This window comes from Pseudoxanthomonas sp. F11 (assembly GCF_037046485.1).
Taxonomy (GTDB): domain Bacteria; phylum Pseudomonadota; class Gammaproteobacteria; order Xanthomonadales; family Xanthomonadaceae; genus Pseudoxanthomonas_A.
On record NZ_JBANLZ010000002.1, the window covers coordinates 531,099 to 558,082 of the forward strand.

A 26,984-nucleotide genomic window follows, 5' to 3' on the forward strand; every position below is an offset into this window, starting at 1 on the left:
CATGGCGCCGGACACGCTGGTATTGCGCGACGTGCATGTGCCGCCGGCGCCTTCGTGGTGGCCGCCGGCGCCGGGATGGTGGCTGCTTGCGGGCGTCGTCGTGCTGGTGCTGCTGGGCATCGCTGCCTGGCGCTGGCATCGTCGTCGCCGCCTCCAACGGTGGCAGCGGTGGTTCGATGCCGTGCCGCAGGGGCGGGCGCCGGCAGAACAGGTGGCCGCCGCGTCGGACCTGTTGCGGCGTGCCGCGCGCCGCGTGTCGCCCGGGGCCGACCGGCTGGAAGGCGAGGCCTGGCTGCGGTTCCTCGACGGCGAGCAGGGGCGCGCCTTCAGCGAAGGGCCTGGGCGACTGCTGCTGGATGGCGGCTATCGCCGTACCGTGGAGGCGTCCGAACTGGAAGCGGCGCTCGCGGTGGCGCGCGCGCGTTTCCTCGAGCTGATGGCGGCAAAGCGATGAGCCTGTCGCTGCCTGCATTGCAGTGGCTGCAGGACGGCCACGCCGGCTTCGCCTGGCCGTGGGCATGGCTGGTATTCCCGTTGCCGTGGCTGGTGCGATGGGCCTGGCCCCCGCGTCGCGCGCAGGCCGATGCCCTGAGGGTGCCCTACGGCCATGCCGTGCAGGCGATCGCCGCGCAAGGTGGGCGCGGCCTGGCGGGGCGGGGCTCGGCACTGGCCTGGCTGGTGTGGTTCCTGCTGTGCGCCGCCGTCGCTCGGCCGCAGCAGTTCGGCGACGCCGTCACGCCGCCGGCGAGCGGGCGCGACCTGATGCTGGCCGTCGACCTGTCCGGCAGCATGACCGAGCCCGACATGGAACTGGGTGGCGCGGTCGTGGACCGGCTGACGGCGGCGAAGGCCGTGCTGGCCGACTTCCTCGATCGCCGCGAAGGCGATCGCGTCGGCCTGCTGGTGTTCGGCCAGCGCGCCTACGCGATGACCCCACTGACGCGCGACCTGCAGACGGTGCGCGAGCAGCTGCGCGATGCGGTGGCCGGGCTGGCCGGACGCGAGACCGCGATCGGCGACGCCATCGCCTTGGCGGTGCGCCGGCTACGCACCCAGCAGGAAGGCCAGCGTGTCCTGATCCTGCTCACCGATGGCGTGAACTCCGCGGGCGTGCTGACGCCGCAGAAGGCGGCGGAACTGGCCAAGGAGGAACGTGTGCGCATCCACACCATCGCCTTCGGCAGCGATGGCGGAGTGAGTCTGTTCGGCATTCCCCTGCCGATGCCAGCCAGTTCGCCGGAGGACATCGACGAAGCGACCCTGCGCGACGTCGCCGCACAGACCGGGGGACGCTTCTACCGCGCGCGCGACACGAACGAACTGGCCGGCATCTATGCCGAACTGGACCGCCTGGAGCCGGTGGAGCAGCCCGGCAAGGCCGTGCGTCCCCGCGTGGAGCGTTACGCCTGGCCCTTGGCCGCCGCATGGGCGATTGCGCTGCTGGTATTCCTGCTGCCACGGAGGCGCGCATGAGCGCCTTCTGGTCGGCCTTTCACTTCCTTCGTCCCGAATGGCTGTGGGCACTGCTGGCCTTGCCGTTGCTGGGTGCGTGGTGGCGCATGCGCCGCCGCCGCAACCATGCCTGGCAAGACCATGTGGACGCGCACCTGCTGCCGCACCTGCTGGTGCGTGGGGGCGCGCGGGCCCGCACCGGCCTGGTCGCGGCCGCGTTGGCGTACGCGCTGGCCGTCCTGGCACTGGCCGGCCCCAGCTGGCGACAGGCCGATCAGCCGCTGTGGCGGGCGCAGCGCCCACTGGTGTTGGTGCTGGACCTCTCCAGCCGGATCACCACGCCGGACCTGCCGCCGTCGCGCCTGTTGCAGGTCCGGGCGAAGCTGGCGCGCCTGCTGGAGGCGCGTGCGGGCAGCCCGGTGGCGCTGGTGGTGTATGCGGACGATGCGTTCACGGTTGCGCCGCTGACCGACGATGCGGCCAACATCCGCCTGTATCTCGACGACTTGTCGCCGGAGATCATGCCCGTGGATGGCCAACGGGCCGATCGCGGCATCGCCTGGGCGGCGCGCCTGCTGTCGCAGGCGGACTTCCGCAACGGCGACATCCTCGTATTCACCGATCGCGCGAACGGCGATGCATCCAGGGCGGCCTCGGATGCGCGCGCGAAAGGCTACGCCGTGTCCGTGCTCGGGGTCGGCACCTCGACCGGTGCGGCCTATCGCGACAGCGACGGCACGATAGGCCACGCCGCGCTGGATGCATCATCGCTGCGCGCGTTGGCCACGGCCGGCGGCGGCCGTTACGCACCGGCCACGACCGACACCACCGATCTCATCACCCTCGGCGTCGCATCGCCCGCGCTGGAGACGGTGGGCACGTCGACCACACCCGGCGGCGGCAAGGCGTGGCGCGATGAAGGCTACTGGCTGCTGATCCCCCTGATGGCGCTCGCATTGCTGTGGTTCCGTCGTGGTGCGGCGCTGGTGCTGGTGGGTGCGCTGTGGCTTCCGGTGGTGTCGCCCGCGCGCGCCGCGGGCATCGACTGGTGGCAGCGCAGCGACCAGGCCACGCATGCGCGCCTTGAAGAAGGCGCCGATGCCTATCGCCAGGGCGACTATCCGGCCGCTGAAAAGGCGTTCGCCGGCATCGACACGGCCGAGGGCCAGTACAACCTGGGCAATGCACTGGCGAAGCAGCAGCGCTACGACGATGCGGTGGCTGCCTACGACCGCGCGCTGCGCCTGCAGCCAGGCATGGCGGACGCGATCGCCAATCGCGCCACCGTCGACGCCGCGCGCAAGCGGCCGCCTTCGCCGGGCGGCGGGCAGGGTAAGCCCGGACAGCAAGGTAGTGGCGATCAGGCGTCATCGGGTGCGAAGGGCGACTCATCCGACGGAAAGAACCCCAACCGTCAGCAGGATGACGCAGCTTCGCAGGACGCTTCGGCGACGTCCTCGGGCGAGCCCGGCAAGGCGCGAGCGCCGAAGAGCGCACCGCCTCAGCGCACGCCGCCCGAGGCCTCGCCCGACCCCGCCGCACAGGCCGCCGCCGATGCCGCGCAGCGCGAACGCATGCGCGCCGCAATGGGCGAGCAGGACGGGCAACGCACCGGCAAGACGCCGCCGGATGGGGCTGTGGTACAGGCCGAAACCGCGGAACAGCGCGAGCGCCGGCAGGCCGTCGAAGCGTGGCTAAAACGCGTGCCGGACGAACCTGGCGCGCTGCTCAAGGCGAAGTTCCGGCTCGAACACGAACGCCGGCAGAGGGAAGGGCAATGAAGCACCGCATCTGCATCCTGTTGGCCGTACTGCTGCTGTGGCCCGTGTCGCTGCTCGCTGCGACGCGCGCGTGGCTGGAGCAGCCGCAGGTCACGCTCGGCCAGGCGGTCACGCTCAACGTGGAAACCGATGCGGTGTCCGCCACGCCGGACCTCACGCCACTGATGCGCGACTTCGACGTGGAAGGCCAGTCCGACAGCCGCAGCGTGCGGATGGTGAACGGACGCATGAGCGCCAGTACCACGTTCTCGCTGACCCTGCGTCCGCGGCGCGCGGGCACGCTGACGATCCCCGCGCTGCAGGTGGGCAACGAGCGCACCGCGCCGCTGACCCTGGAGGTGGGTGCCACGGCGACTGCGCGCGCGGCATCCAACGGCCTGGTGTTCGTCGAAACCGAGGTGGACGATCCGAACCCTTATGTACAGCAGTCGGTCGGCGTCACCGTACGCCTGTACTACGCGACGCCGCTGGTATCGGGGCAGCTCGATCTGGATCCGCCCGACGGCGCGCTGCTGCAGCGCGTGGGCGAGATCGTGCAGTCCAGCCGTGAGATCGATGGACGGCGCTACAGCACGGCCGAGCGTCGCTTCCTGCTGGTGCCCGAGCGCAGCGGTGCACTGATCGTGCCGGGTGCACGCTTCGAAGGGCGGGGCGCCGGTGGCTGGATGGACGACCTGTTGGGCGGCAACAGTCGCCAGGTCAATATCACCGGTGCGCCGCGCACGTTGCAGGTGCGTCCGCAGCCGGTGGGTGCACCGCAGCCTTGGCTGCCGGTGCGCGACCTGCGGATGCGCTACACCGCCGTGCCGCAACAATTGCGTACCGGCGAAGCGGGTACGCTCACCATCGAGACCACGGTCGTCGGCGCGACGCAGGCGCAGTTGCCGGAACTTCCGACGCCATCGATTCCCGGTGCGCAGGTCTTCGCCGAACCGCCGCAGTTCGACGAGCGCTTCGTGGGTGGCACGCCGCAGGTGACGCTGACGCACCGCTATTCGGTAGTGCCGTCGCAGGCGGGCAGGCTGGTGGTCCCGGGTACGGCAATGGCGTGGTGGGACGTGCGCGCGGGGGCCGCGCGGCGCGCGACGTTGCCCGACCTGACCCTGCCGGTCGTCGTTGGAACCGGATCGCCGTCGTCCGTGCCCGTCGCGGGCGCAGCGCGCGGTGCCGCCACGCTGCCCGCGGGACCCGATGACGACATCGTGCTGGAAGGCGAACGGCGCGTCCCTTCCCATCTGTGGCCGTGGCTGGCCGCAGGCTTCGCGGTGCTGTGGCTGATCACGTTGCTGTGGGCACTGACGCAGCGTGCAGGCACCTCGTCGGGTCCTCGCACCCGTGTGCATGCCCAGGCGGGCGCGCCGGCGATGGCACCCGCCACCCACACCGCGGCCGACCTCAAGCGCGCACTGGACGCGGGCGAGCTCGACGACATCGAGGACGTGCTGCGCGGCATGGCACGCCCGGCCGCGGTCGACCTCGACGATCTGCATCGCCGGCTCGCCACGGCGTCCCAGCGTGGCGCGGTGGAGCTGCTGCGCCGCGCGCGCTGGGCGGGCGGCGATGCCGCGCAGGCGCGGGCGGCGTTGCGCGAAGCCTTCCGCGGTGGCCCGCGATGGCAGACGGCCGACACGGGCGACGTGGAAGAACCCCTGCCTCCGCTGTACCCGCGATGAGGGAAACCGGACGGATGTTCGTCTTTCCCTTGGCCACGGTGGCGATGCCATCGCATCACGTCCGGCCAGGCCAGTCGCGTATCGACAGGGCGTCCTGCCCGGTTTGCTAAGCTCCGGACTTTGCCCTTGCAGGACCCGCTGATGACCGATGCCACGCCCGCCACCCGCGCCAGACTCCCGCTGCACTGGAAGATGGCCATCGGCTTCGGTGTCGGCCTGATCGTCGGCCTCATCGTGCATGCCACCGGCCAGGGCGACGCGGGCTGGGTACAGGACGTCACCAAGTACGTCACCACGCCCTTCAGCAAGATCTTCCTCAACCTGATCTTCATGCTGATCGTGCCGCTGCTGTTCTCGGCGCTGGTCTGCGGCATCGCCGAGATGGGCGACATCCGCGCGCTCGGCCGCATCGGCTGGAAGACGCTGGCCTACACCGTGCTGCTGTCGGCGGTGGCCGTGCTGCTGGGCCTGGTGCTGGTCAACTTGTTGAAGCCGGGCGTGGGCGTGGATCCCGCGCTGGCGCAGCAGCTGATCGCCGAGAACGCCGAGCGCACCAAGGAAATCGTCGCCAGCGTCGGCAGCCAGCCGACCGGCATGGACATGCTGCTGTCCATTGTGCCGGACAACGTGATCGGGGCGGCTTCAAGCAACGCCGCCATCCTGTCGCTGATGTTCTTCGCGGTGATGTTCGGCATCGGCCTGGTGCTGACCCCCTCGGAGAACACCGGCATCCTGAAGCGCGGCATCGAGGGCGTGTTCGAGATCTCGATGACGCTGATCGGTCTGGTCATCCGCCTGGCGCCCTACGCCGTGGCCTGCTTCATGTTCAACCTCGCCGCGATCTTCGGCTTCGACCTGCTGCTGCGACTGGGCGCCTATGTGGGTGTGGTCGTGCTGGCGTTGGGCCTGCACCTGCTGGTCAGCTATTCGGTGGCGTTGAAGCTGGCCGGCTACTCGCCGCTGCGCTTCTTCCGCGGCGCGCAGGAAGCGATGGTGATGGCGTTCTCCACCGCGTCCAGCAACGCCACCCTGCCCACCGCCCTGCGCGTGGCCGACGAAAAGCTGGGCCTGCCGCGCACGGTGTCGCGGTTCGTGCTGACCGTCGGTGCCACCGCTAACCAGAACGGCACCGCGCTGTTCGAGGGCGTGACGGTGATCTTCCTGGCCCAGTTCTTCGGCGTGGACCTGTCGCTGGGCCAGCAGTTCATGGTGATGCTGGTGTGCATCCTGGGCGGCATCGGCACGGCCGGCGTGCCGTCCGGTTCGCTGCCGGTGGTGGCGCTGATCTGCGCGATGGTCGGGGTGAACCCCATCGGCATCGGCCTGATCCTGGGCGTGAACCACTTCCTCGACATGTGCCGGACCACGCTGAACGTCACGGGCGACCTGACCCTGGCCTCGCTGGTGGCCAAGGGCGAACGGGCGGACGTGAAACTGCCGGGCCCGCCGGGCTAACACCCCGCAAAGCACCCTGCAACCGCGACAGGGCGGGCGGGGGGTGGGACAATGGGTGGCCCGCAGCCCGCCGGGCGCCGCCCCCTCCGCTCCGACTCCCATGACGACGCCCACCCGCCGCCAGCTCGCCAACGCCATCCGTTTCCTTGCCGCCGACGCGGTACAGGCCGCCAATTCCGGCCATCCCGGCATGCCCATGGGCATGGCCGACATCGCCGAAGTGCTGTGGAACGACTACTACCGCCACAGCCCGTCGAACCCGCACTGGTTCAATCGCGACCGCTTCATCCTGTCCAACGGCCACGGCTCGATGCTGCAGTACGCGCTGCTGCACCTGGCCGGCTACGACCTGCCGCTGCAGGAACTGAAGAACTTCCGCCAGCTGCACAGCAAGACCGCCGGCCACCCGGAGCGCCACGAGACCCCGGGCGTGGAAACCACCACCGGCCCGCTGGGCCAGGGCTTCGCCAACGCGGTCGGCTTCGCGCTGGCCGAGAAGCTGCTGGCGCAGCGCTTCAATCGCGAAGGCCACGAGCTGATCGACCACCGCACCTTCGTCTTCATGGGCGACGGCTGCCTGATGGAAGGCGTCTCGCACGAGGCCGCCTCGCTCGCCGGCACCTGGGGCCTGGGCAAGCTGGTCTGCTTCTGGGACGACAACAAGATCTCCATCGACGGCAACACCGACGGCTGGTTCACCGACGACACGCCGGCGCGCTTCGAGGCCTACGGCTGGCAGGTGGTGCGCAACGTCAACGGCCACGACCCGGTCGAGATCAAGACCGCCATCGACACCGCATTGAAGGCTACCGACAAGCCCACGCTGATCTGCTGCCGCACCACGATCGGCTTCGGTTCGCCGAACAAGGCCGGCAAGGAGTCCAGCCACGGCGCGCCGCTGGGCAAGGAAGAGCTGGAAGCCACGCGCGCTGCGCTGGAATGGCCTTACGGTCCGTTCGAGATCCCCGCCGACATCTATGCCGGCTGGAACAAGGTCGAGGCCGGCAAGGCGCTGGAAGCCGAGTGGAATGCGCTGTTCGACGCCTATGCCGCCCAGTATCCGGAGCAGGCCGCGGAGCTGAAGCGTCGCGCATCCGGCGAGCTGCCGGCCGATTTCGCCGCCCAGGCCGATGCGTACATCGCCAAGGTGCAGGCCGAAGGCCCAGTGATCGCCTCGCGCAAGGCCTCGCAGAACGCCATCGAAGCGTTCGCCCCGCTGCTGCCGGAACTGGTGGGCGGCTCGGCCGACCTGGCGCATTCCAACCTCACCCTGTGGAAGGCGAGCAAATCGGTCTCCAGCACCGATCCGAACGCCAACTACGTCTACTACGGCGTGCGCGAGTTCGGCATGACCGCGATCGCGAACGGCCTGGCGCTGCACGGCGGCTTCGTGCCGTTCGACGCCACCTTCCTGGTGTTCAGCGACTACGCGCGCAACGGCGTGCGCATGAGCGCGCTGATCCCGGCGCACGCCATCCACGTGTACACGCATGATTCCATCGGCCTGGGCGAAGACGGTCCCACGCACCAGCCGGTCGAACACCTCGCGTCGCTGCGCTACATCCCGAACAACGACGTGTGGCGTCCCTGCGACGCAGTCGAATCGGCGGTGGCGTGGAAGCAGGCCATCGTCCGCCAGGATGGCCCGAGCTGCCTGGTGTTCTCGCGCCAGAACCTGCCGCACCAGCCGCGCACCGACGCGCAGGTGGGCGAGATCGCGCGCGGCGGCTACGTGCTGGCCGATGCCGACGGCACGCCGGACGTCATCCTGATCGCCACCGGTTCGGAAGTGGGCCTGGCCACGCAGGCCAAAGCCACGCTGGATGCGCAGGGCATCAAGACGCGCGTGGTGTCGATGCCGTCCACCGACGTGTTCGACCGCCAGGACGCGGCCTACCGCGAAGCGGTGCTGCCGAAGGCCGTGCGCAAGCGCGTGGCGGTGGAAGCGGCCACGCGCGATTTCTGGCGCAAGTACGTGGGCCTGGATGGTGAAGTGATCGGCATGACGACCTTCGGTGCCTCCGCGCCGGCCGACGCGCTGTACAAGCACTTCGGCATCACCGTCGAGGCGGTGGTCGAGGCAGCGAAGTCGCTCTGAAGCGGATTGGCGGGAAACAACGGGCGCGCCTCGGCGCGCCCGCTTCTTTTGGATGATTCCCTTCGGCGTCATCCCGGCTTTCGCCGGGATGACGAGGCTGTGGATCGCGCTTGCAGCGGCTAGAACCGCTAACGCGTTTCCCGCAATCCCAACGCCAACAGCTTCGCTTCGATGTGCTCGCCCAGGTTGCCGGGCGCGGCGAGATCCATGCGCGCCATCGCCTCGGCATCGTCCGGTTGTGCGCCCAGCGCACGCAGCACGGTGCCGATCTTCTTCCAGGGCGTGGGGGTATTCGTCTTCAGCCATCCCAGTGCCTTGACGATGCGCTGCTCCACGTCGGTGAAATCGCTGCCCAGCGGATAGTCGGGCAGGGTGCCGTCGTGGCGGAATGCGCGCAGGCGCGCCGACAGGTGCACCGGCGTGTTGTCGATCCAGTGGCCGGGCGGGTGGAAGGCGGCGCGCAGTTTGCCCGCTTGCTGCGCCTGCCGCACGAGTGCCGTCTGGAAGCGTGTGTCGGTGATGCCGCCCATGGCGATGATGCAGTCCTCGTCGTTCTTCCCGCGCAGGTCGGCGATGCCGTACTCGTTGACGTACAGGTCGCGCAGGTGACGGGGGATGGTGGTGTGGCCGTAGTGCCAGCGCACGTTCGACTCCGCCGCGCCGGCATCCTCGCGTACCGCGCGGAACATCAGCACGCTGCGCGCACCGTCCAGCGTATGGGACATGTCCACGAAGTTGTACTGCCCACCCACACCCGACACCACGCGGCCGTCTTCCAGTCCATCGGAGACGGCGGCGCCCAGCGCCGTCGCCATCATGCAGGAGTTGAAGAAGCGGGCCTCGTGGCGCTGCAGGCGGGCGAGCGATTCATGGCCGCGCTGCAGTTCGTTGATCAGGCTGATGCGGCGCATGCCGATGGCGCGGCGCTGGTCGTCGGGCAGGTCGCGCAGCCACTGGTAGAACGCGGGCGACCCCAGGTAGAACGCGCCGTGCAGGTATTCGCCGTCGCGCTCCAGCCGGGCCTGGTCGCCAAGGTTGGCGGTGCCGTCGGCGATGCGCCGCATCAGGGCTTCGTCATCCACCACCTTGCGCCGGATCACCCCGGTTTCGACCAGCCGCTTGAATCCTTCGTTGACCATCTCGCTGCAGCCGTACAGGCCGATGGCGAAGGGGTCCAGTCCGCCGCTGGCGAGGACGGCGGGATGCCGCTCCAGTTCCGGATCCAGCGCCGCCAGCACGCGCCGGTAGGTCGCGTTGTCGGTGTGGCGCAGTACCAGTGCATGGCACAGCGCATCGGCCAGCGCCCCGATGCCGATCTGCAGCGTGCCGCCGTCGCGCACCAGCGTGCTGGCGTACAGGCCGATGGCGTAGTCGACGTCCGATACCGGCTGGCGCGGCAGTCCGAACAGCGACGGATAGGGGCCCTGCGGGCTCACGATGATGTCGAAATAGGTGTCCTCGACCGCGGCCGTGCCGCCGATCCAGGGCAGCTGCGGGTCGACTTCCGCCACCAGCAGCGGCCGTGCCAGGCCGCGGGCGAGGTGCGCATCGACCGTGTCCTGGGTGAGGTCGTTGTTGCACGAGAACGACAAGCGCGTGCCGCCGGGCTCGCGTGCGACCTTCTGCACAATGACGTTGAGCGCGCGGTCGGCGAGCGCCCGGGCGACGTGCGTGTAATTGAGACTGGCGTACAGGCGCTGTGCGGTGGTCGAGCGCAGCAGGGCGCCGCCCTGCATGTAGAACTCCTCCACCTCCATGTGCGCCGGCAGTGCGTCGCGCTTCATCGCCTGTATGTACGTCAGGCGAGGGAAGTCGTCGCCGAAGTGGCGTGCAGCGAAGGGCGTCACGAATCGTCCTTCCAGTCCCTTGCCACCCGCAGGCAGATCGAGCGAGAGGGCGGTGTAGAGCGACCAGGGGCGCGAAGGGTCCGCCGCGCCGCGCGCGTACAGCGCATTGAGCAGGCGGTGCGGCTTGCCGATGCCCAGCGGCGCGCCGATGCGCAGCGGGCCGTCGGTGTGGGCCAGGATCAGGTCGACGGCTTCGTCTAGGTCGGTGAGGTGGCGTGGGTTCATGGGCGCCAGCGTAGCGAGCCCTGCGTCAATCGGCCATGGGTCACTGCGCCAGCATGTCCGGCCGGAACAGTCGGCGCCGGGAGACGTCGCGGCCGGCGACCATGAAGCGTCCGTCGCCGCGGTAGTGCACCGTGCGCGGAATGCGCGGCGAGGAGGCGACATGCGCCGCCACCACGCGCCACACGAACAGCGGGTAGTCGGCGGTGATCCGCGTTTCGTGCAGGTGGCACTCGAACTGCGCGTGGCATTCGGCGATGCGCGGCGCGCCGACTTCGCGCGAGCCCAGTGGAGTCAGGCCGAACCGGTCGAACTTGTCCTGCTCAGTACTGCTGCAGTTGCCGATTCGCACCACCGTGTCCAGCAGGTCCTCGGTCGGCAGGTTGATCACGCATTCGCGGCTGGCCCGGGCCAGGGCATGGCTGCGGTTGGCCTGCCAGATGTACGTGCCGACCAGGTCGTAGCCCAGCATCATGTGCCAGCCCAGCGTCATGATCGCGCGCTCGCCGCGGTGTGCGGTGCTCAGCAGGACCACGGGGCCCGGCTCCAGGTAGCGGCGCGTCTGGTCGACGGGGAGGGACTTCCAGCGCGTGGGGTGCTTCATGCGGGGCGCTCCGGTGGCGTGACCGCAGGATAGGGCGGCGTCAGTCGAGGACGTGTGTGGAGTCGGCCACGCGACGCACTTCGTCCGGGTGATGGCTGACGTAGACGATGGGCAGGCGGATTTCGTCGCGCACGCGCTGCAGGTAGGGGATCAGTTCCTCGCGACGCGCCTGGTCCAGCGCCGACAGGGGTTCGTCGAACAGCAGCATCGACGGTTGCGAGAGCAGGGCGCGGCCGATCGCCACGCGCTGGGCTTCGCCACCGGACAGGTTGCGCGTGCGACGGGCCAGCAGGGGCGCGATGCCGAGCAGGTCCACCACGGCGTCGAATCCGAACCGTGGCGCGCCATGCCCGCCATGCCGCCCGTAGAGCAGGTTGCGGCGTACGTCCAGGTGCGGGAACAGCCGCGCATCCTGGAAGACGTAGCCGACGCGACGACGGTGCACGGGGACGTTGATGCCGCGCGTGCTGTCGAACAGGCTGCGGCCGTCCACGTCGATGCGGCCGGCAACCGGCGTCACCAGTCCGGCGATGGCGTTGAGCACCGAGGTCTTGCCGGCGCCCGACGGGCCGACCAGCGCGATCACGCGCGCATCGTCCTTGATCCGCACGTGGCGTTGGAAAGTCCCGCGTCGCAGTTCGATGTCCAGTTCGAGCATCAGCCATCCTCGCCGTGGCGGGTGGGATGGCGTCGCACCAGCCATTCGGAGAACAGCAGGGCCGCCAGCGAGATCGCGACGGCGACGGCGGCGAGGCGCCAGATGCCGGCCTCGCCGCCGGGGACCTGCATCAGTCCGTAGATCGCCGACGACAGGGTCTGGGTTTCGCCGGGGATGTTGGAGACGAAGGTGATGGTGGCGCCGAACTCGCCCAGCGCCTTGGCGAACGCCAGCACGCACCCGGCGACCAGCCCGGGCCAGGCCAGCGGGAGGGTGACGGTGAAGAAGACGCGCCAAGGCCCGGCGCCCAGGGTGGACGCGGCCTGTTCCAGGCGACGGTCCGTAGCTTCCAGCGACAGGCGGATCGCACGCACCATCAGCGGGAATCCCATCACCGCGCACGCCAGCGCCGCGCCGGTCCAGCGGAAAGCGAACACCAGACCGAGGTGTTCCTTCAGGAAGGCACCCACGACGCCCTGCGTGCCCAACGTAACCAGCAGTGCGTAGCCCATCACCACCGGCGGCAGCACCAGCGGCAGGTGAACCAGCGCATCCAGCAACGCCTTGCCGGGGAAGCGGGTCCGTGCCAGCAGCCAGCCGACCAGCACGCCAAGCGGCAGGCTCGCCAGTGCCGCCACCGCCGCGACCTTCAGGCTGAGGCGGATCGCGGTGAGTTCGTCGGGCGTGAACGCATCGAACACGGGGTGTCAGTCCTTCACCGCGAAGCCGCGCTTGGTGAAGAGGGCATCAGCGGCGGGAGACCCCAGCCATTGCACGAACCGCGCTGCCTGCGCGGCGCGCGCGCCCCGCAGCGCCGCCACCGGATAGACGATGGGCGGGTGCGAGTCCTCGGGAAAGGTCGCAACGACGCGCACGCCCGGTTCCGCCTTCGCATCGGAGGCGTACACGATGCCCAAAGGCGTTTCGCCGCGCGCCACCAGCATGAGAGCCGCGCGTACGCTTTCGGATTCGGCCAGCCTCGGTCTGACGCTGTTCCACAGCGACAGCGACTCCAGCGAGGCCTTCGCGTACTTGCCCGCCGGGACGGTCCGGGTCTGGCCGACCGCGAGACGGCCGTCCCCGAGCGTGGCCAGCAACGTCGCGGGGCGCTTCAGGTCGATCTGTGCCTTGCTCGCATTGGGTGCGATCAGCACCAGCCGGTTGCCGAGCAAGCTCCGCCGCGTGGCGACGTCCAGCCTGTTGCGCTGCTGCAGGTAATCCATCCACTCCAGGTCGGCGGAGAAGAACACGTCCGCGGGCGCCCCCTGTTCGATCTGGCGCGCCAGCGCCGAACTGGCGGCGTACGACACGCGCACCGGTGTACCGGCCTGCTTCCGGTACGCCGCGGCGGCCTCGTCCAGCGCTTCCTTCAGGCTGGCGGCGGCGAAGACGGTGAGGCCTGCATCGTCCTGCGCGCGCGCCGCCGTGGACGCAAGCGACACGGCGATCAGCAAGAGGGCCGAGAAGGAGCGGAGCAACGGGCAAAGCTTCATGCGGACGACTCCTCAGGGGGATACCACACGCGTGTCGAGGGCGGCGGGGGTGCGGAGGATGTCAGCGGCCACCCAGCGCTTTGTTCAGCACGGCTGCCAGCGCCACGCCACCGGCGCGCAACTGTCGTTCTGCGATCGGCAGATGCTTGTCGACATACGCCTGGTCGAGCTTCGCGCGGCGCGGATAGAAGTCCGGCCGTGTCACCACCCGGCACGACTGTTCTGCCCAGGCGGCCGCCGCTGGTGGCAGGACCATGGTGGCGAGCGTGGGGCGCGGCAAGCTGCGCAGATGCGCCAGATAGGCCTGCTCGCTGCGGCCGGTGGATACGAGCATGCGGCTGTCCCACAGCGTGTGCAGGTTGGTGCCCTGGCCGTCGAAATGGACCTGCACGTCGTTGCCGCCCTTGTCGCGGGCGTAGCCGGCATGCAGCGGCTGGTGCACGTCGCCGACGAAGTGCACGACGAACTTCAACGCCTGTAGCCGCTCGGCATGCGTGCGTGTCCGATCCGCCAGGATCGCCGCCTGCGTGCGGATCGCCTCGACCACGCAGTTGCCGTCCGGGCAGTCGCGGACCTGTCGGTAGGCGCAGTCGTGCTCGCCGATATTGACGAAGTGCCAGCGTGCGGACGTCCTGCCGAGCACGGGATCGTGCTTGCGCAGGTCGTCGGCCCAACTGGCGATGCCGGCCAGGGTCGGATCCGGCTCGCCCTGCAGCAGGACCTCGGCTTGGCGGCGCGCCTGCGGTGTCAGATCGTCCCATGCCAGCAGCGCTACCAGACGATGGCCCAGCGGGCCCCATGCGTGCGCCGGGAGCGGCAGCAGCGCCAGCGCAACGGCGAGGAGGAATGCGGAAACGAAAAGAAGGGGACGGACCATGCCGGTACTTTAACCGACACGGGCCGTCCCCATTGCGCGTTGCGGGCGTTATGCGTTGCTCAGAACTTCACGACATAAGCCACGCCGTACACCAGCGGGTCGATGTTGGCGGTACCCAGCTTGGCGCCGTCCACCTCGACGTCGGTGTCGATGTCGATCCAGCGCGCATCCACGCGCACCGCGCCACGTTCGCTGACCTTGATGTCCATGCCGACGTGCGCGGCCAGACCCCAGGAGTCGTCCAGCTTCAGGTCGGTGCCTGCCAGCGCACCCTTGGTGTCTTCGCTGAAGAACGTGGTGTAGTTCAGGCCGGCGCCGAGGAACGGCGAAACCTTGCCCTTGCTGTTGAAGTGGTACTGCAGCGACACGGTCGGCGGCAGGTGCTTGGTGCTGCCCACGGTGCCGACGCCGTCGACGGCGATGTCGTGCTTGAACGGCAGCGCGGCCAGCACTTCCAGGCCCAGGTTGTCGCGCAGGAAGTATTCGAAGGTGACGGTCGGCTTGACGTCGCTGTCGATGTCCAGCGGCAGGGTGCCGCCGGCCAGCGTGCCATTGTCGGACTTGGGGTTCACCTGGTGCACGCCGACGCCCAGGGTCCAATCGCCCTTGGACTGGGCGAAGGCGGGAGCGGCGGCGCCGAAGGCGAGGGCGATGGCAATCGGGATCAGGGTCTTCTTCATGGTGATGACGCTCGTTGGAGAGTGGGGCCAGTCTCCACCCGCGTACGGGGCGCCGCCTTGATCCTGATCAATGCCCGCCACGGCCTGCCGCCGGGGCGGGCTGTTAGAATGTGGGCCCCGTCAACCCCGCCGCGCCGCGCGCGGCCGCAGGAGTCCTGAGCAATGTCGATCAAGGTGGGTATCAACGGCTTCGGCCGCATCGGGCGCAACGTGCTGCGTTCCGCCGTGCAGAACTTCGGCAACGACATCGAGATCGTCGCCATCAACGATCTGCTGGAACCGGACTACCTGGCGTACATGCTGCAGTACGACTCCGTGCACGGTCGCTTCGACGGCGACGTGAAGGTCGAAGGCGGCGCGCTGTTCGTCAACGGCAAGAAGATCCGCCTCACCCAGGAGCGCGATCCGGCCAACCTCAAGTGGGATGAAGTCGGCGCCGATGTCGTCATCGAATCCACCGGCCTGTTCCTCGACAAGGCCACCGCGCAGAAGCACCTGGATGCCGGCGCGAAGAAGGTCATCCTGTCGGCACCGTCCAAGGACGACACGCCGATGTTCGTCTACGGCGTGAACGACAAGACCTACAACGGCGAGGCGATCATCTCCAACGCCTCGTGCACGACCAACTGCCTGGCGCCGATCGCCAAGGTGCTGCACGACAAGTGGGGCATCAAGCGCGGCCTGATGACCACCGTGCACGCGGCGACCGCCACGCAGAAGACCGTGGACGGCCCGAGCAACAAGGACTGGCGCGGCGGTCGCGGCATCCTGGAGAACATCATCCCGTCCAGCACCGGCGCGGCGAAGGCCGTCGGCGTGGTGATCCCCTCGCTCAACAAGAAGCTGACCGGCATGTCGTTCCGTGTGCCCACCAGCGACGTGTCGGTGGTCGACCTGACCGCCGAGCTCGAGAACCCGGCCACGTACGAAGAGATCAAGGCCGAGATGAAGGCGCAGAGCCAGGGCGCGCTGAAGGGCATCCTGGGCTACACCGAGGACAAGGTGGTGGCCACCGACTTCCGCGGCGACACCCGCACCTCGATCTTCGACGCCGAGGCCGGTATCGCGCTGGACCCCACCTTCGTCAAGCTGGTGGCCTGGTACGACAACGAGTGGGGCTACTCCAACAAGTGCCTGGAAATGGTGCGCGTGGTCGCGGGCAAGTAAGCCACCACGCCGGCCGATCCGGCCGGAGCATCCGTACGCGAGCGCCCTTGGGCGCTCGCGTCGTTTCCGGGTATCACGAGGCGATACCGGGTACGCTGTCCTCGGCCACCCGCGGATCGGAATCTTGCAAATCCACGGGCCATGCCCGAGGCTGCGGGCGCGGCTGCACGGACGGCCGGAGGGCGCGGCATTCCGCGTCCTTGCACCGGAAACACGCACAGGCGAGGTCGGGGAATGGATGACGTGGTCGGGTTGTTGGTCCTGGTGGGGCTGGCCGTATTGGCCATGCCCGTCCTGCTCATCGTCGCGCTGGTGTCGGTCAGCGGCCTGAAGCGCCGCGTCGCCACGCTGGAAGCACAGGTCGCTCAGTTGCGCGCCGCGCGCGTCGCCGAGCCGGCGCCAGCCCCTGCCAGCACGGTGAGCGCGCCTATGGCACCCGCCGAGGACGAAGGCCCCACGCTGGCGGACCTGATGCGCGACGCCGCACCGCCGCCGCGCGCGACACCCGCGCCTGCCCCGGCTGCACCGGAGCGCGCCGCTGGACCACCGCCGATCCCGTCGGCACCCCAAACGCCCACGCCAGCGCCGGCTGCGCCGCCGATGCCGCCCCGGCCGCCGCGTCTCGTCGCGCCCTCGCGTCCGGACTTCGCCACCACCGCGGTCCGCGCGGTCCAGCGCTGGTTCACCGTCGGCAACGTGCCGGTGAAGATCGGCATGCTGGTGCTGTTCGCCGGTGTCGCGGCACTGCTCAAGTACGGCGCCGACCAGGGCTGGTTCACGCTGCCGCCGGAACTGCGCCTGGCCGGCGTGGCGGCCGCCGCGCTGGGTGCCCTGGTGTTTGCGTGGCGCAAGCGCGAGAGCAACCGCGTGTTCGCGCTCAGTCTGCAGGGTGGCGCCATCGGTGTGCTGCTGCTGGTGGTGTTCGCCGCCTTCAAGATCTTCGGCCTGATGCCGGTCGGCGCGGCCTTCGCGCTGAGCATCGCGCTGGTCGCCGGCGCCGGCATGCTGGCCGTGCTGCAGGATGCCAAGGCGCTGGCGGTGTTCGCGCTGCTGGCGGGCTTCCTCGCCCCGATCTGGCTGTCGACGAGCAGCGGCAACCACGTGGCGCTGTTCTCCTACTACGCCGTGCTCAACGCGGCCATCGTCGGCATCGCCTGGTACAAGTCGTGGCGCCTGCTGAACCTGCTCGGCTTCGTCTTCACCTTCGGTATCGGCACCGTGTGGGGCCTGTTCGATTATGACCCCGCGAAGTACGGCACCACCCAGCCGTTCCTGGCCTTGTTCTTCGTGTTCTACCTGCTGATCCCGCTGCTGTTCGCGCGCCGCCAGCCGGCCAGCCGACGCGACTTCATCGATGGATGCCTGGTGTTCGGCATGCCATTGGTGGCGTTCTCGCTGCAGGCCGGGCTGATGCAGGGGGGTACGTTCGAAGACAGCCGCATGCCGCTGGCGTTCTGCGCGTTGGGGCTGGGCGTGCTGTACGCCGGGTTGTCGTGGCTGCTGCGCCGTCGCGAGAACTACGACGTGCTTGCGCAGTCGTATGCGCTGCTCGCGGTGGGTTTCGCGACGCTGGCCGTGCCGCTGGCGCTGTCGGCCCAGGCCACGGCGAGCGTGTTCGCGCTGGAGGGCGCGGCGCTGGTCTGGCTGGGGCTGCGGCAGTCGCGCCTGCTCTCGCAGCTGACCGGTGCGGGCCTGCAGATGGCGGCGGCGTTCGCGTTCTTCATCGCGCGGGCCGACGCCTGGTCCTCCGGCGGATTCGATGCGACGGCCCATCCGATGTTCGCCAACGCGCCCTTCATGAGCGCGCTGCTGATCGCGCTGGCAGGCCTGGCCAGCGCCTGGAGCTATCGCGGCCGGCTGGGCGCCGTCGCGGGGCTGTACTACCTGTCGGGCCTGGCCTGGTGGCTGGGCAATGGCGTCATCGAGATCGAGCGCTACCTGGGCCGTCGGGACGAACCGGACGCGATGCTCGCTTTCGCGGCGCTGACGGGCTGGCTGGCGGCCGAAGCGCATCGCCGTCGCCCGTCGGGTGCGCTGGCGTGGACGACGCTCGCGGCCTTGGCTTCTGCGGTGCCGCTGGCGATCTGGCAGTCGGATGTGCACCAGCAGCCGTTCGCGGGCCATGGTGTGTGGGCGTGGCTGGTCTATGCGGCACTCGGCATTCGCAGCCTGATGTGCCTGCGCGACAGCGAACATCGCCTCGCCGGTGCGGCGCAGTTCGTCTGGTGGCTGGTGTGGCCCATGGTGGCGAGCCTGCTGATGGCGTGGCTGCCCGACTGGCTGCAAGGCATGGGCCAGGGCTGGACGGCCGGCCTGATCGCGTTGCCGTGGCTGGTGGTCGTCGCGCTGGCACTGTTCCGTTGGGGCTGGCTGTCGGCGCCGCTGGGCGAACGCTTCGATGGCTGGCGTACCCCGCTCTTGGGCGTGCTGTTCGCCGCGCTCGGCCTGTGGTGGGCAGGCTCGCTGTTCCTCGCCGGCGACGCCATGCCGCTGCCGTGGATTCCCGTGGTGAATCCGCTGGAACTCGCCCAGCTCGCGGTGCTCGTGCTGCTCCTGCGTTGGTGGATGCCGGAAGACCGCAGCATGCCGCCCATGCAGATCGTGCTGCTGTCGTCGGCCGCCTTCGTGTGGATCACTTCCGTGGTGCTGCACGCCGTCCATCACTGGGGTGGCGTGCCGTGGAGCGATGGACTCCTGTCGAGCAGCCTCGCGCAGACCAGCCTGACCATCGTGTGGAGCGTGCTGGGCGTGCTGGGCTGGGTGATCGGTTCGCGCCGCGGCCAGCGCATGTTGTGGCTGGGGGGTGCGGTGCTGATGGGCGTGGTGCTGGTGAAGCTGGTGTCGGTGGACCGGCAGCATCTGGGCAACCTGCTGGGCATCGGTTCTTTCATCGCCTACGGCCTGCTGTGCACGGTGGTGGGGTATCTGGCACCGGCGCCGCCGCGCCGCATCGATACCGAGGAGGCGACGGCATGAGGACCCTGCTGCTTGCCCTGGCATTGCTGGCCGCGTCGTCCGCGACGCTGGCGCAGTCGCCGGCACAGGCCGCCTACGCAAAGCGCTGGCCGCTCGTGCTGTCGGCCGAACGCGCGGGCGCCTACCGCGTCGAACTCGACCGCGGCGTCTACGCCACCACCGCATGGCCGGACTTGCGCGATGTCGATGTGCTCGATGCGCACGGAAAGCCGGTGGCGGCGGCGTTGTTCGGGCCCGATCAGCCTACGGCGTTGCCGGCGCGGCGCATCGTGGTGCCGTGGTTTCGGTTGCCCGCGCCGGCGCAGGGTGGGGGCGAATCCGCGAGCGTGTCGGCGCAGTTCGGCGAACACGGGCGCATCGTCCGCATCGAGGCCAGCGGCGGCTTGCCGTCGGAGGACACGGGGCGGGCCTTCCTGGTGGACCTCAGCGGCATCCGCGACAACCCCGAAGCGCTGGAGATCACCTGGGACCCGGGCGAGCCCCGCGAGGCCCGTTTCCGCGTGGAAGGCAGCCACGACCTTCAAACATGGGACGTGATGCAGTCGCGCGTGACACTGATGGAACTGCAGCGCGGCACCCAGCGGCTGCTGCACGACGAGGCGCCCATCCAGGCGGGATTCCGCTACGTGCGCTTCGTGCCGCTCGATGCCGCTGCGGCGCTGCCGATCCGCGAGATCCGCGTGCGTCTGGATGCCGCGCATCTGCAGCAGACGGTGGCGTGGTCCGAAATGCAGGGGCAGCGCATGCGGGAGCAGGGCGTGGACGGGTTCGTCTACCACAGCGATGGCCGCTATCCCATCGCCCTGACCAACCTGGCAATGGATGATTTCGCCGTGGGCGAATGGACGCTGGAAAGCCGCGACGCCGATGACGCGCCATGGCGGCTGCGCGCCGGTCCGTGGGTGGCCTATCGCGTGGATGGCGAACGTCCCAGCGCATCGCCCGATCAGGCCTTGTCCAGTGGACCGGTGCGCGACCGCCAGTGGCGGCTGCGCAGCCGCGGCGCCTTGCCCGAGCGGGCGCCCACGCTGCGACTGGGCTACCGGCCCGAGGTGATGGTGTTCCTGGCGCAGGGCACGCCGCCGTACGCGCTGGTGGCCGGCAGCGCGAGCGCCCGTCGCGCCACGGTGCCCATGCCGGCGCTGGTCGACGCACTGCGGCGCGATCGCGGCGCCGAATGGCAACCGGCGCCTGCCTACCTGTCCACGGCCGTGGTGCTGGCCGGCGACGCGGCCCTGGTGGCGCCGCCTGAACCCCGCGACTGGAAGGCCTGGCTGCTGTGGGGCGTACTGCTGCTGGGGGCGGGACTGGTGGCCGCGTTCGCCTTCAGCCTGTTGCGCGGCCGCCCGCCGGCGTAGCCGCCCCGTGTTTGCGGCAGGGGAGGGCAGGCGGGACAATGGCGGTCTTTCCCGCCGCCCAGGACCTCCCATGCCCATCGTCCGCATGACCGATCTCGACCTCACCGGCAAGCGCGTGCTGATCCGCCAGGATCTGAACGTACCGATCGAGGGCGGCCGCATCACTTCCGAGCAGCGCATCACCGCCTCGCTGCCCACGTTGAAGCTGGCGTTGCAAAAGGGCGCGGCCGTGATGGTCACCTCGCACCTCGGTCGTCCGAAGGAGGGCGTGTGGAGCGAGGCCGATTCGCTGGCGCCGGTCGCCGCGCGCCTGTCCGAGCTGCTCGGCGTGGACGTGCCGCTGGTGAAGGACTGGGTGGATGGCGTGGCCGTGCAGCCGGGCCAGGTGGTGCTGCTCGAGAACTGCCGCATGAACGTCGGCGAGGGCAAGGACGACGAAGCCCTGTCGAAGAAGTACGCCGCGCTCTGCGATGTGTTCGTCATGGATGCGTTCGGCACGGCGCACCGCGCGCAGGCCTCCACGCATGGCGTGATCCGCTTCGCCGCCGTGGCGGCCGGTGGCCCGCTGCTGATGGCCGAACTGGATGCGCTGGACAAGGCGCTGGCCAATCCGGCGCGCCCGCTGCTGGCCATCGTGGCCGGCAGCAAGGTCTCCACCAAGCTCGAACTGCTGACCAGCCTGGTGGGCAAGGTCGACCAGCTGATCGTCGGTGGCGGCATCGCCAACACCTTCATCGCTGCCGAAGGACACGCCGTGGGCAAGTCGCTGTATGAGGCCGACCTGGTGGATACGGCGAAGAAGATCGATGCCGATGCCAGGGCGCGCGGCGCCGAGATCCCGCTGCCGACCGACGTCGTGGTCGCCACCGCGTTCGCCGCCGACGCTCCGGCGACGGTGAAGGCCGTCGATGCCGTCGCGGACGACGAACTGATCCTCGACATCGGTCCGCAGACCGCGAAGCGCTATGCGGACCTGATCAGGTCGGCCGGCACGGTGGTGTGGAACGGGCCCGTGGGCGTGTTCGAGTTCGACGCCTTCGGCAAGGGCACCGAGACGCTGGCGCACGCCATCGCGCAGTCGAAGGCGTTCTCCATTGCCGGCGGCGGCGACACGCTGGCCGCGGTGGACAAGTACGGCATCGCCGGCGACGTCAGCTACATCTCCACCGGCGGCGGCGCGTTCCTGGAGTTCCTGGAAGGCAAGACGCTGCCGGCCGTCGCGGCACTGGAAGCCCGCGGCGCGTGAATCGCGCCACGCTGTTCTTCGATCTGGACGGCACGCTGATCGACTCGGCCGTCGGCATCACCCGCTGCATCGCGCACGCGCTGACGCAGCTGGAACATCCGGTCCCGTCCGAGGAGGAACTGCGGGGCTGGATCGGCCCGTCGCTGCGCACCAGTTTCATGCCGCTGCTGGGCGATCCGGCCAGGGTCGAAGCCGCGGTCGAGCACTATCTGGAACGCTTCGAGTCGCACGGCTGGCTCGAGCACCAGGTCTATGCCGGCATCGGCGAGGCCATCGGGGCGCTGCATGCGGACGGATACCGGCTCGCGGTGGTCACGGCGAAGAACGAACCGCATGCCCGCAGGATCCTCGCACACCTGCCGTTCGGCCACCGCTTCGAGGAGATCGTCGGCGCCACCATCGACGGCCGCCTGAGCCACAAGGCGGACCTGATCGGCGAAGCGCTGCGCCGGCTTGGAGTGAGCCCGGATGCCTGCTGGATGATCGGCGACCGTCGCATGGACATAGAGGGCGCGCGCCATCACGGCATGCGCAACGTCGGGGTGCTGTGGGGGTTCGGCGGCGAGCAGGAACTGCGCGACGCGGGCGCGGATCATCTGGTCATGTCGCCTGCACGACTGGGGCCGCTGTTCGGCTGAATCGCGCGATCAAACGCGCGTTTCATCGGTTTCGTTTGCGCAGTCGGGTGTGCGCGCGCAGCATCCTGTCGCGATGCTCAGACCAAAAAAATACCACTGGCGCGATATGGCCGTATCGCGAAAAATGGCTTTAAAACAAGCGTTTTCATCGCGCTTCGCGCGCGGACGCAGCGGTGTCCCGGGACAGCATGCGCACAGCGCGATCATCTGCCATTGCGGTACCCGGTCGCTGTGGTAGCGTTTGCGCGATCACAGGGAATCCGCACCATGACAGAACGCCAGCGCCGCACCAAGATCCTCGCCACCCTCGGACCGGCGACGGACCCGCCCGGTGTGCTGGAGGAACTGTTCCGCGCAGGTGTCAACGTGGTGCGCCTCAATTTTTCGCATGGCGATCCTTCCGGCCAGGCCAAGCGTGCCGCCGCCGTACGCCTGGCCGCGCAGCGCGTGGGGGCGGAAGTCGGCATCCTCGCCGACCTGCCCGGCCCGAAGATCCGCATCGAGCGGTTCGCCGAGGGCAAGATCGTGCTGAAGAAGGGCGACCGCTTCGATCTGGTCGCGAGTGCGGACGCGCCGCCGGGCGACATCAATCAGGTCGGTGTCAGCTATCTGGGCCTGCCGGGCGACGTGGCACCCGACGACGTGCTGCTGCTGGACGACGGCCTGATGCAGCTGCAGGTGGTGCAGGTCGACGGCGAGCGCATCGTCTGCACGGTGCTCAACGATGGCGTGCTTTCCGATCGCAAGGGATTGAACAAGCAGGGCGGCGGCCTGTCATTGGGTGCGCTGACCGAGCGCGACCGCGAACTGATCGCCTACGTGGCCGAGAACATCGGCGTGGACTTCATCGCGGTGTCGTTCTGCCGCAACGCCGAAGACATGAACGAGGCGCGCCGCATCGCGCGCCAGCACGGCTGCGATGCCGCGCTGGTATCGAAGATCGAGCGCACCGAGGCCATCGAGAACCTGGCCGAGATCGTCGATGCCAGCGACGTGGTGATGGTGGCCCGTGGCGACCTGGGCGTGGAGATCGGCGATGCCGAACTGCCGGGCCTGCAGAAGAAGATCATCCGCGAGTCGCTGGCGCGCAACAAGGTGGTCATCACCGCCACCCAGATGCTGCAGTCGATGGTGGACAGCCCGATCCCCACGCGCGCCGAGGTGCTGGACGTGGCGAACGCCGTCATCGACGGCACCGACGCCGTGATGTTGTCGGCCGAAACGGCGGCAGGCAGCTACCCGGTGCGTGCGGTGGAAGCAATGGCGCGCATCTGCCTGGGCGCCGAGAAGCAGTTCGAGATGGACACCGATTTCGAGAAGGCGCCACGCAACCTCGAGCGCGCCGACCAGGCGATCGCGATGGCGACCATGTTCCTGTCCGAACACATCGGCGTGCGCGCGATCGTGGCGATGACCGAATCCGGCGGCACCGCGCGCTTCCTGTCGCGCTTCCGCTCCAGCGCGCCGATCTACGCGTTCTCGCGCCACGACGGCGCCCGCCGCAAGATGGCGATGATCCGCGACGTGTTCCCCATCGCCTTCGACAGCCGTGGCCTGGCGCCGCGCGAGGCCGCGCGCGATGCGATGCGCGTGCTGCACGATCGCGCACTGCTGGCCGAGGGCGACCGCGTGATCTTCACCAGCGGTGACCACATGGAGAAGCACGGCGCCACCAACACGCTGCGCCTGCTGCAGATGGGCGAGCGCGGCAAGGCCGAGGGGCTGGGCGAGCTGTAACCGGTTTCCCGGCGCGCGCCCCGCGTCCGGCGGGGGAGCGATGCGGCGCATCCATCGCCGCGACCGCCCGCTGCCGTCGCGACGCGGGCTACAATTGGTATCTTTCCCGCCGCCTCTCCAGGAACTCCCCATGAGCATCGAACAGCTTGCCGAAACCGCCCAGGCCATGGTGGCCCCGGGCAAGGGCATCATCGCGATCGACGAGTCCACCACCACCATCGCCAAGCGGTTCCAGGGCGTGGGCATCGAGAACACGGAAGAAAACCGTCGCGCCTACCGTGAGCTGCTGCTCACCACGCCCAAGCTGTCCGACTACATCTCCGGCGCCATCCTGTTCGACGAGACCATCCGCCAGTCCACCAAGGACGGCGTGCCGTTCGCCAAGTACATGAGCGACCACGGCATCATCCCCGGCATCAAGGTGGACAAGGGCACGCATCCGCTGGCCGGCTGCCCGGGCGAAGTGGTCACGGAGGGTCTGGACGGCCTGCGCGACCGCCTCAAGGAGTACTACAAGCTGGGCGCCCGCTTCGCCAAGTGGCGTGCGGTCATCACCATCGGCGAGGACATCCCGTCCGGCACCTGCATCGAGGCCAACGCCCACGCGCTGGCCCGCTATGCCGCGCTGTGCCAGGAATGCGGCCTGGTCCCGATGGTGGAGCCGGAAGTGCTGATGGACGGCGACCACAACATCGAGGTCTGCTACGAAGTGACCGAGGCCGTGCTGCGTTCGCTGTTCGGCGCGCTGTACGAGCAGAACGTGCTGCTGGAAGGCACCATCCTGAAGGCTTCGATGGTCATCGCCGGCAAGGACTGCGATGAGCAGGCCGACGTGGACGAGGTGGCCGAATCCACCGTCATGTGCCTGAAGAGCACCGTGCCGGCGATCCTGCCGGGCATCGTGTTCCTGTCCGGCGGCCAGACCGACGAGCAGTCCACCGCGCATCTCAATGCGATGAACCGCTTGGGTACCCTGCCGTGGCCGCTGAGCTTCTCCTATGGCCGCGCCATGCAGCAGGCCGCACTGAAGCTGTGGTCGCAGGACCTGGTGGGCAACTTCGCCAAGGCCCAGGCCGTGGTGTACGAGCGCGCCAAGGAGAACGGCCTGGCGGCGCTGGGCAAGTGGGAGGGGTAATCCCTCCGTGCCCCGCGTGATCCCGACGCCGGCCTCGTGCCGGCGTCGTCGTTTCCGGTGGCCTGAATCCGGAATGCAGGGGTCGCATCCGTGCTTCCGCGCCGTCATTGCCGCGCAGGCGGGGCACCCGGATGCCTGCGGATCCGGGGGCGAGAGTCGCTGGGTCCCCGCGGGCGGCCCCTCCAACCTTACAGGCGGGGCCCTTGCCGAAAGCGCGGCTGAACAGAATTCCCTGCGTTAAACATTATTGCCTAAGCAGCTATATCATAGGCATCCATGAACACCGCCAACGGCAAGAGCACCATCGGCTACCTGATCGCGGACCTGAGTCGGCTGTTCGGCCGCGTGTTCGACCGGCGTGCCGCCCACCTGGGCCTGACCCGCGTGCAATGGCGTGCGCTCAAGCGCATCCACCAGAGCGAGGGCATCACCCAGTCCGAACTGGCCGACCTGCTCGACATGGAGCCCATCGCCGTGGGGCGCGTGCTGGACCGCCTGCAGAAGGCCGGCTTCATCGAGCGCCGCAGCGATCCGGACGATCGCCGGGTATGGCGGTTGCACCTGCTGCCGCAGTCCGACGCAGTGATGCACGACATCGAAGCCGTCGCCGTTTCCGTGCGCGAAGACTGCCTGGCCGGCGTCGATGCCGATGAATTGGCGACGACGCTGAAGGTGTTGGGCCAGATCCGCGAAAACCTTTCCCGGCTCGACCGCGCCAGCCGCGCCGAGTCCTCCCTCCGCAAGAGCTGACCTCCACCATGACCAGCAAGATCAACGAAGCCGCGGAAAAGGCGGCACAGGCCCCCGTTCCCAAGCGCCGTAGGATCCCGGTGTGGCTGTGGGTCGCCGGTCCGCTCGCCGTGGCGGGCTTGTTCGGCTGGGAATACATCGCTTCGCAACGCGAAGTGAGCACCGACAATGCCTACATCAAGGCTGAGCGCATCCTGATCGCCCCGCAGGTCGGCGGGCGCGTGGTCGAAGTCGCCGTGCAGCAGAACCAGCCGGTGAAGAAGGGCGACCTGCTGTTCCGCATCGATGCCGATCCGCTGACGATCGCCGTCGCGCAGAACGAAGCGCTGGTCGCACGCATGGCGAACTCCGCCAGCGCCAGCCGCGCCAAGGTGGTCGGCACGGGTACCTCGATCCAGGCCGCACGCGAAACGCTGGCCTGGGCGCAGCGCGACCTGCAGCGCATGCAGCAGCTCGCCGGCCAGCAGCTGGTCTCGCGCAAGATGCTGGACGACGCGCGTCATGCCGTCGCCGAAGCCCGCACCGACCTGGCCGACGCCATCGCCGCGCAGTCCGAGGCCACCGCGTCGCTGAGCGGCAGCCCGGGCACGCCCACGCAGGACTTGCCGGAATACCGCGCCGCGGCCGCCATGCTGGCCAAGGCGAAGCTCGACCTGGCGCACGCCGAAGTGCGCGCGCCGGTGGACGGCATCGTGGGCCTGCACGACCTGCAGGTGGGCGAGTACATCAACGTCGGCCAGACCGCGATGCCGCTGGTGGCCACCTCGCCGATCTGGGTGGAAGCCAACTTCAAGGAAACCGAGCTGGAGAAGATGAAGGTCGGCCAGCCCGCGACGATAGAAGTGGACAGCTATCCGGGTGTGACGTGGAAGGCGCACGTGGCCTCCATCGCACCCGCTTCCGGTGCCGAGTTCAGCGTGCTGCCGCCGCAGAACGCCACCGGCAACTGGGTGAAGATCGTCCAGCGCATCCCGGTGCGCCTGGAGATCGACAGTGCTGCCGCCGATGCGCCGCAGCTGCGCGCCGGCATGAGCGCCGATGTGCATGTCGAGCTGCGCGATGGCGGCACGGCCTCCAGCCGCGCCACCGCGGCGCGCTGAGGCATTGGTTTCCATGTCATCCCGGGCGTGCGCGGAC

General features: G+C 69.2%; 22 protein-coding genes. 15 read left to right on the forward strand and 7 right to left on the reverse strand.

What is annotated here, in order from left to right:
• Position 1 precedes the first annotated feature (1 nt).
• From V8246_RS08290 to tkt, 6 genes are all read left to right on the forward strand, one after another.
• Positions 2 to 454, forward strand: a complete 453-nt coding sequence (locus V8246_RS08290; RefSeq protein WP_336188740.1) for a DUF4381 family protein — start codon at positions 2 to 4, stop codon at positions 452 to 454.
• Positions 451 to 1,473, forward strand: a complete 1,023-nt coding sequence (locus V8246_RS08295; RefSeq protein WP_336188741.1) for a VWA domain-containing protein — start codon at positions 451 to 453, stop codon at positions 1,471 to 1,473. Before V8246_RS08290 ends, V8246_RS08295 begins: the two co-directional genes overlap by 4 nt.
• Positions 1,470 to 3,233 (forward strand): VWA domain-containing protein, encoded by a 1,764-nt coding sequence (locus V8246_RS08300; protein WP_336188742.1) that lies wholly within the window; start codon positions 1,470 to 1,472, stop codon positions 3,231 to 3,233. The genes V8246_RS08295 and V8246_RS08300 overlap by 4 nt, the downstream gene beginning before the upstream one ends.
• Complete coding sequence (locus V8246_RS08305) at positions 3,230 to 4,906, forward strand: BatD family protein (RefSeq protein WP_336188743.1); 1,677 nt, start codon at positions 3,230 to 3,232, stop codon at positions 4,904 to 4,906. The genes V8246_RS08300 and V8246_RS08305 overlap by 4 nt, the downstream gene beginning before the upstream one ends.
• A gap of 141 nt (positions 4,907 to 5,047) precedes the next feature.
• Positions 5,048 to 6,361, forward strand: a complete 1,314-nt coding sequence (locus V8246_RS08310) for a dicarboxylate/amino acid:cation symporter (RefSeq protein ID WP_336188744.1) — start codon at positions 5,048 to 5,050, stop codon at positions 6,359 to 6,361.
• Between the two features lie 100 nt (positions 6,362 to 6,461).
• The gene (gene tkt, locus V8246_RS08315) at positions 6,462 to 8,459 is read left to right on the forward strand and encodes a transketolase (protein WP_336188745.1); all 1,998 of its coding nucleotides are present in this window, start codon (positions 6,462 to 6,464) and stop codon (positions 8,457 to 8,459) included.
• A gap of 128 nt (positions 8,460 to 8,587) precedes the next feature.
• On the opposite strand, the gene V8246_RS08320 is transcribed toward tkt, so the two are convergent.
• The 7 genes from V8246_RS08320 to V8246_RS08350 all read right to left on the reverse strand — a co-directional run bounded on the left by V8246_RS08320 (position 8,588) and on the right by V8246_RS08350 (position 14,840).
• The gene (locus V8246_RS08320; protein ID WP_336188746.1) at positions 8,588 to 10,531 is read right to left on the reverse strand and encodes an acetyl-CoA hydrolase/transferase C-terminal domain-containing protein; all 1,944 of its coding nucleotides are present in this window, start codon (positions 10,529 to 10,531) and stop codon (positions 8,588 to 8,590) included.
• Positions 10,532 to 10,571: 40 nt separating this feature from the next.
• On the reverse strand, positions 10,572 to 11,132 hold the full coding sequence (locus tag V8246_RS08325; protein ID WP_336188747.1) for a flavin reductase family protein: 561 nt from the start codon (positions 11,130 to 11,132) through the stop codon (positions 10,572 to 10,574).
• Positions 11,133 to 11,172: 40 nt separating this feature from the next.
• Entirely contained in the window at positions 11,173 to 11,790 is a 618-nt protein-coding gene (locus tag V8246_RS08330; RefSeq protein WP_336188748.1) for an ATP-binding cassette domain-containing protein, read from the reverse strand.
• Positions 11,790 to 12,491 (reverse strand): molybdate ABC transporter permease subunit, encoded by a 702-nt coding sequence (gene modB / locus V8246_RS08335; RefSeq protein WP_336188749.1) that lies wholly within the window; start codon positions 12,489 to 12,491, stop codon positions 11,790 to 11,792. The genes V8246_RS08330 and modB overlap by 1 nt, the downstream gene beginning before the upstream one ends.
• A gap of 6 nt (positions 12,492 to 12,497) precedes the next feature.
• Positions 12,498 to 13,283 (reverse strand): molybdate ABC transporter substrate-binding protein, encoded by a 786-nt coding sequence (gene modA / locus V8246_RS08340; protein WP_336188750.1) that lies wholly within the window; start codon positions 13,281 to 13,283, stop codon positions 12,498 to 12,500.
• Between the two features lie 61 nt (positions 13,284 to 13,344).
• Positions 13,345 to 14,160 (reverse strand): S1/P1 nuclease, encoded by an 816-nt coding sequence (locus tag V8246_RS08345; protein WP_336188751.1) that lies wholly within the window; start codon positions 14,158 to 14,160, stop codon positions 13,345 to 13,347.
• Positions 14,161 to 14,219: 59 nt separating this feature from the next.
• Entirely contained in the window at positions 14,220 to 14,840 is a 621-nt protein-coding gene (locus tag V8246_RS08350; protein ID WP_336188752.1) for an OmpW family outer membrane protein, read from the reverse strand.
• Between the two features lie 162 nt (positions 14,841 to 15,002).
• On the opposite strand from V8246_RS08350, the gene gap reads away from it, so the two are divergent.
• From gap to V8246_RS08395, 9 genes are all read left to right on the forward strand, one after another.
• Positions 15,003 to 16,007, forward strand: a complete 1,005-nt coding sequence (gene gap / locus V8246_RS08355) for a type I glyceraldehyde-3-phosphate dehydrogenase (protein ID WP_093301172.1) — start codon at positions 15,003 to 15,005, stop codon at positions 16,005 to 16,007.
• 243 nt (positions 16,008 to 16,250) lie between these two features.
• Positions 16,251 to 18,983 carry a DUF2339 domain-containing protein gene (locus V8246_RS08360; protein ID WP_336189076.1) on the forward strand — a complete coding sequence of 911 codons (2,733 nt, stop codon included), beginning with the start codon at positions 16,251 to 16,253 and terminating at the stop codon, positions 18,981 to 18,983.
• A complete protein-coding gene (locus V8246_RS08365; RefSeq protein ID WP_336188753.1) occupies positions 18,980 to 20,341 on the forward strand; it encodes a DUF3999 family protein in 1,362 nt (453 codons plus the stop codon). Before V8246_RS08360 ends, V8246_RS08365 begins: the two co-directional genes overlap by 4 nt.
• A 70-nt stretch (positions 20,342 to 20,411) precedes the next feature.
• On the forward strand, positions 20,412 to 21,587 hold the full coding sequence (locus tag V8246_RS08370) for a phosphoglycerate kinase (RefSeq protein WP_313221521.1): 1,176 nt from the start codon (positions 20,412 to 20,414) through the stop codon (positions 21,585 to 21,587).
• Positions 21,584 to 22,225, forward strand: a complete 642-nt coding sequence (locus V8246_RS08375) for an HAD hydrolase-like protein (RefSeq protein ID WP_336188754.1) — start codon at positions 21,584 to 21,586, stop codon at positions 22,223 to 22,225. Before V8246_RS08370 ends, V8246_RS08375 begins: the two co-directional genes overlap by 4 nt.
• 267 nt (positions 22,226 to 22,492) lie before the next feature.
• Entirely contained in the window at positions 22,493 to 23,962 is a 1,470-nt protein-coding gene (pyk, locus tag V8246_RS08380) for a pyruvate kinase (RefSeq protein ID WP_336188755.1), read from the forward strand.
• Between the two features lie 130 nt (positions 23,963 to 24,092).
• Positions 24,093 to 25,097: a class I fructose-bisphosphate aldolase gene (locus tag V8246_RS08385; protein WP_336188756.1), complete on the forward strand. Its 1,005-nt coding sequence runs from the start codon at positions 24,093 to 24,095 to the stop codon at positions 25,095 to 25,097.
• Positions 25,098 to 25,373: 276 nt separating this feature from the next.
• A complete protein-coding gene (locus V8246_RS08390; RefSeq protein ID WP_336188757.1) occupies positions 25,374 to 25,847 on the forward strand; it encodes a MarR family transcriptional regulator in 474 nt (157 codons plus the stop codon).
• 8 nt (positions 25,848 to 25,855) lie between these two features.
• Positions 25,856 to 26,947: an HlyD family secretion protein gene (locus tag V8246_RS08395; protein WP_336188758.1), complete on the forward strand. Its 1,092-nt coding sequence runs from the start codon at positions 25,856 to 25,858 to the stop codon at positions 26,945 to 26,947.
• Positions 26,948 to 26,984: the final 37 nt, after the last annotated feature.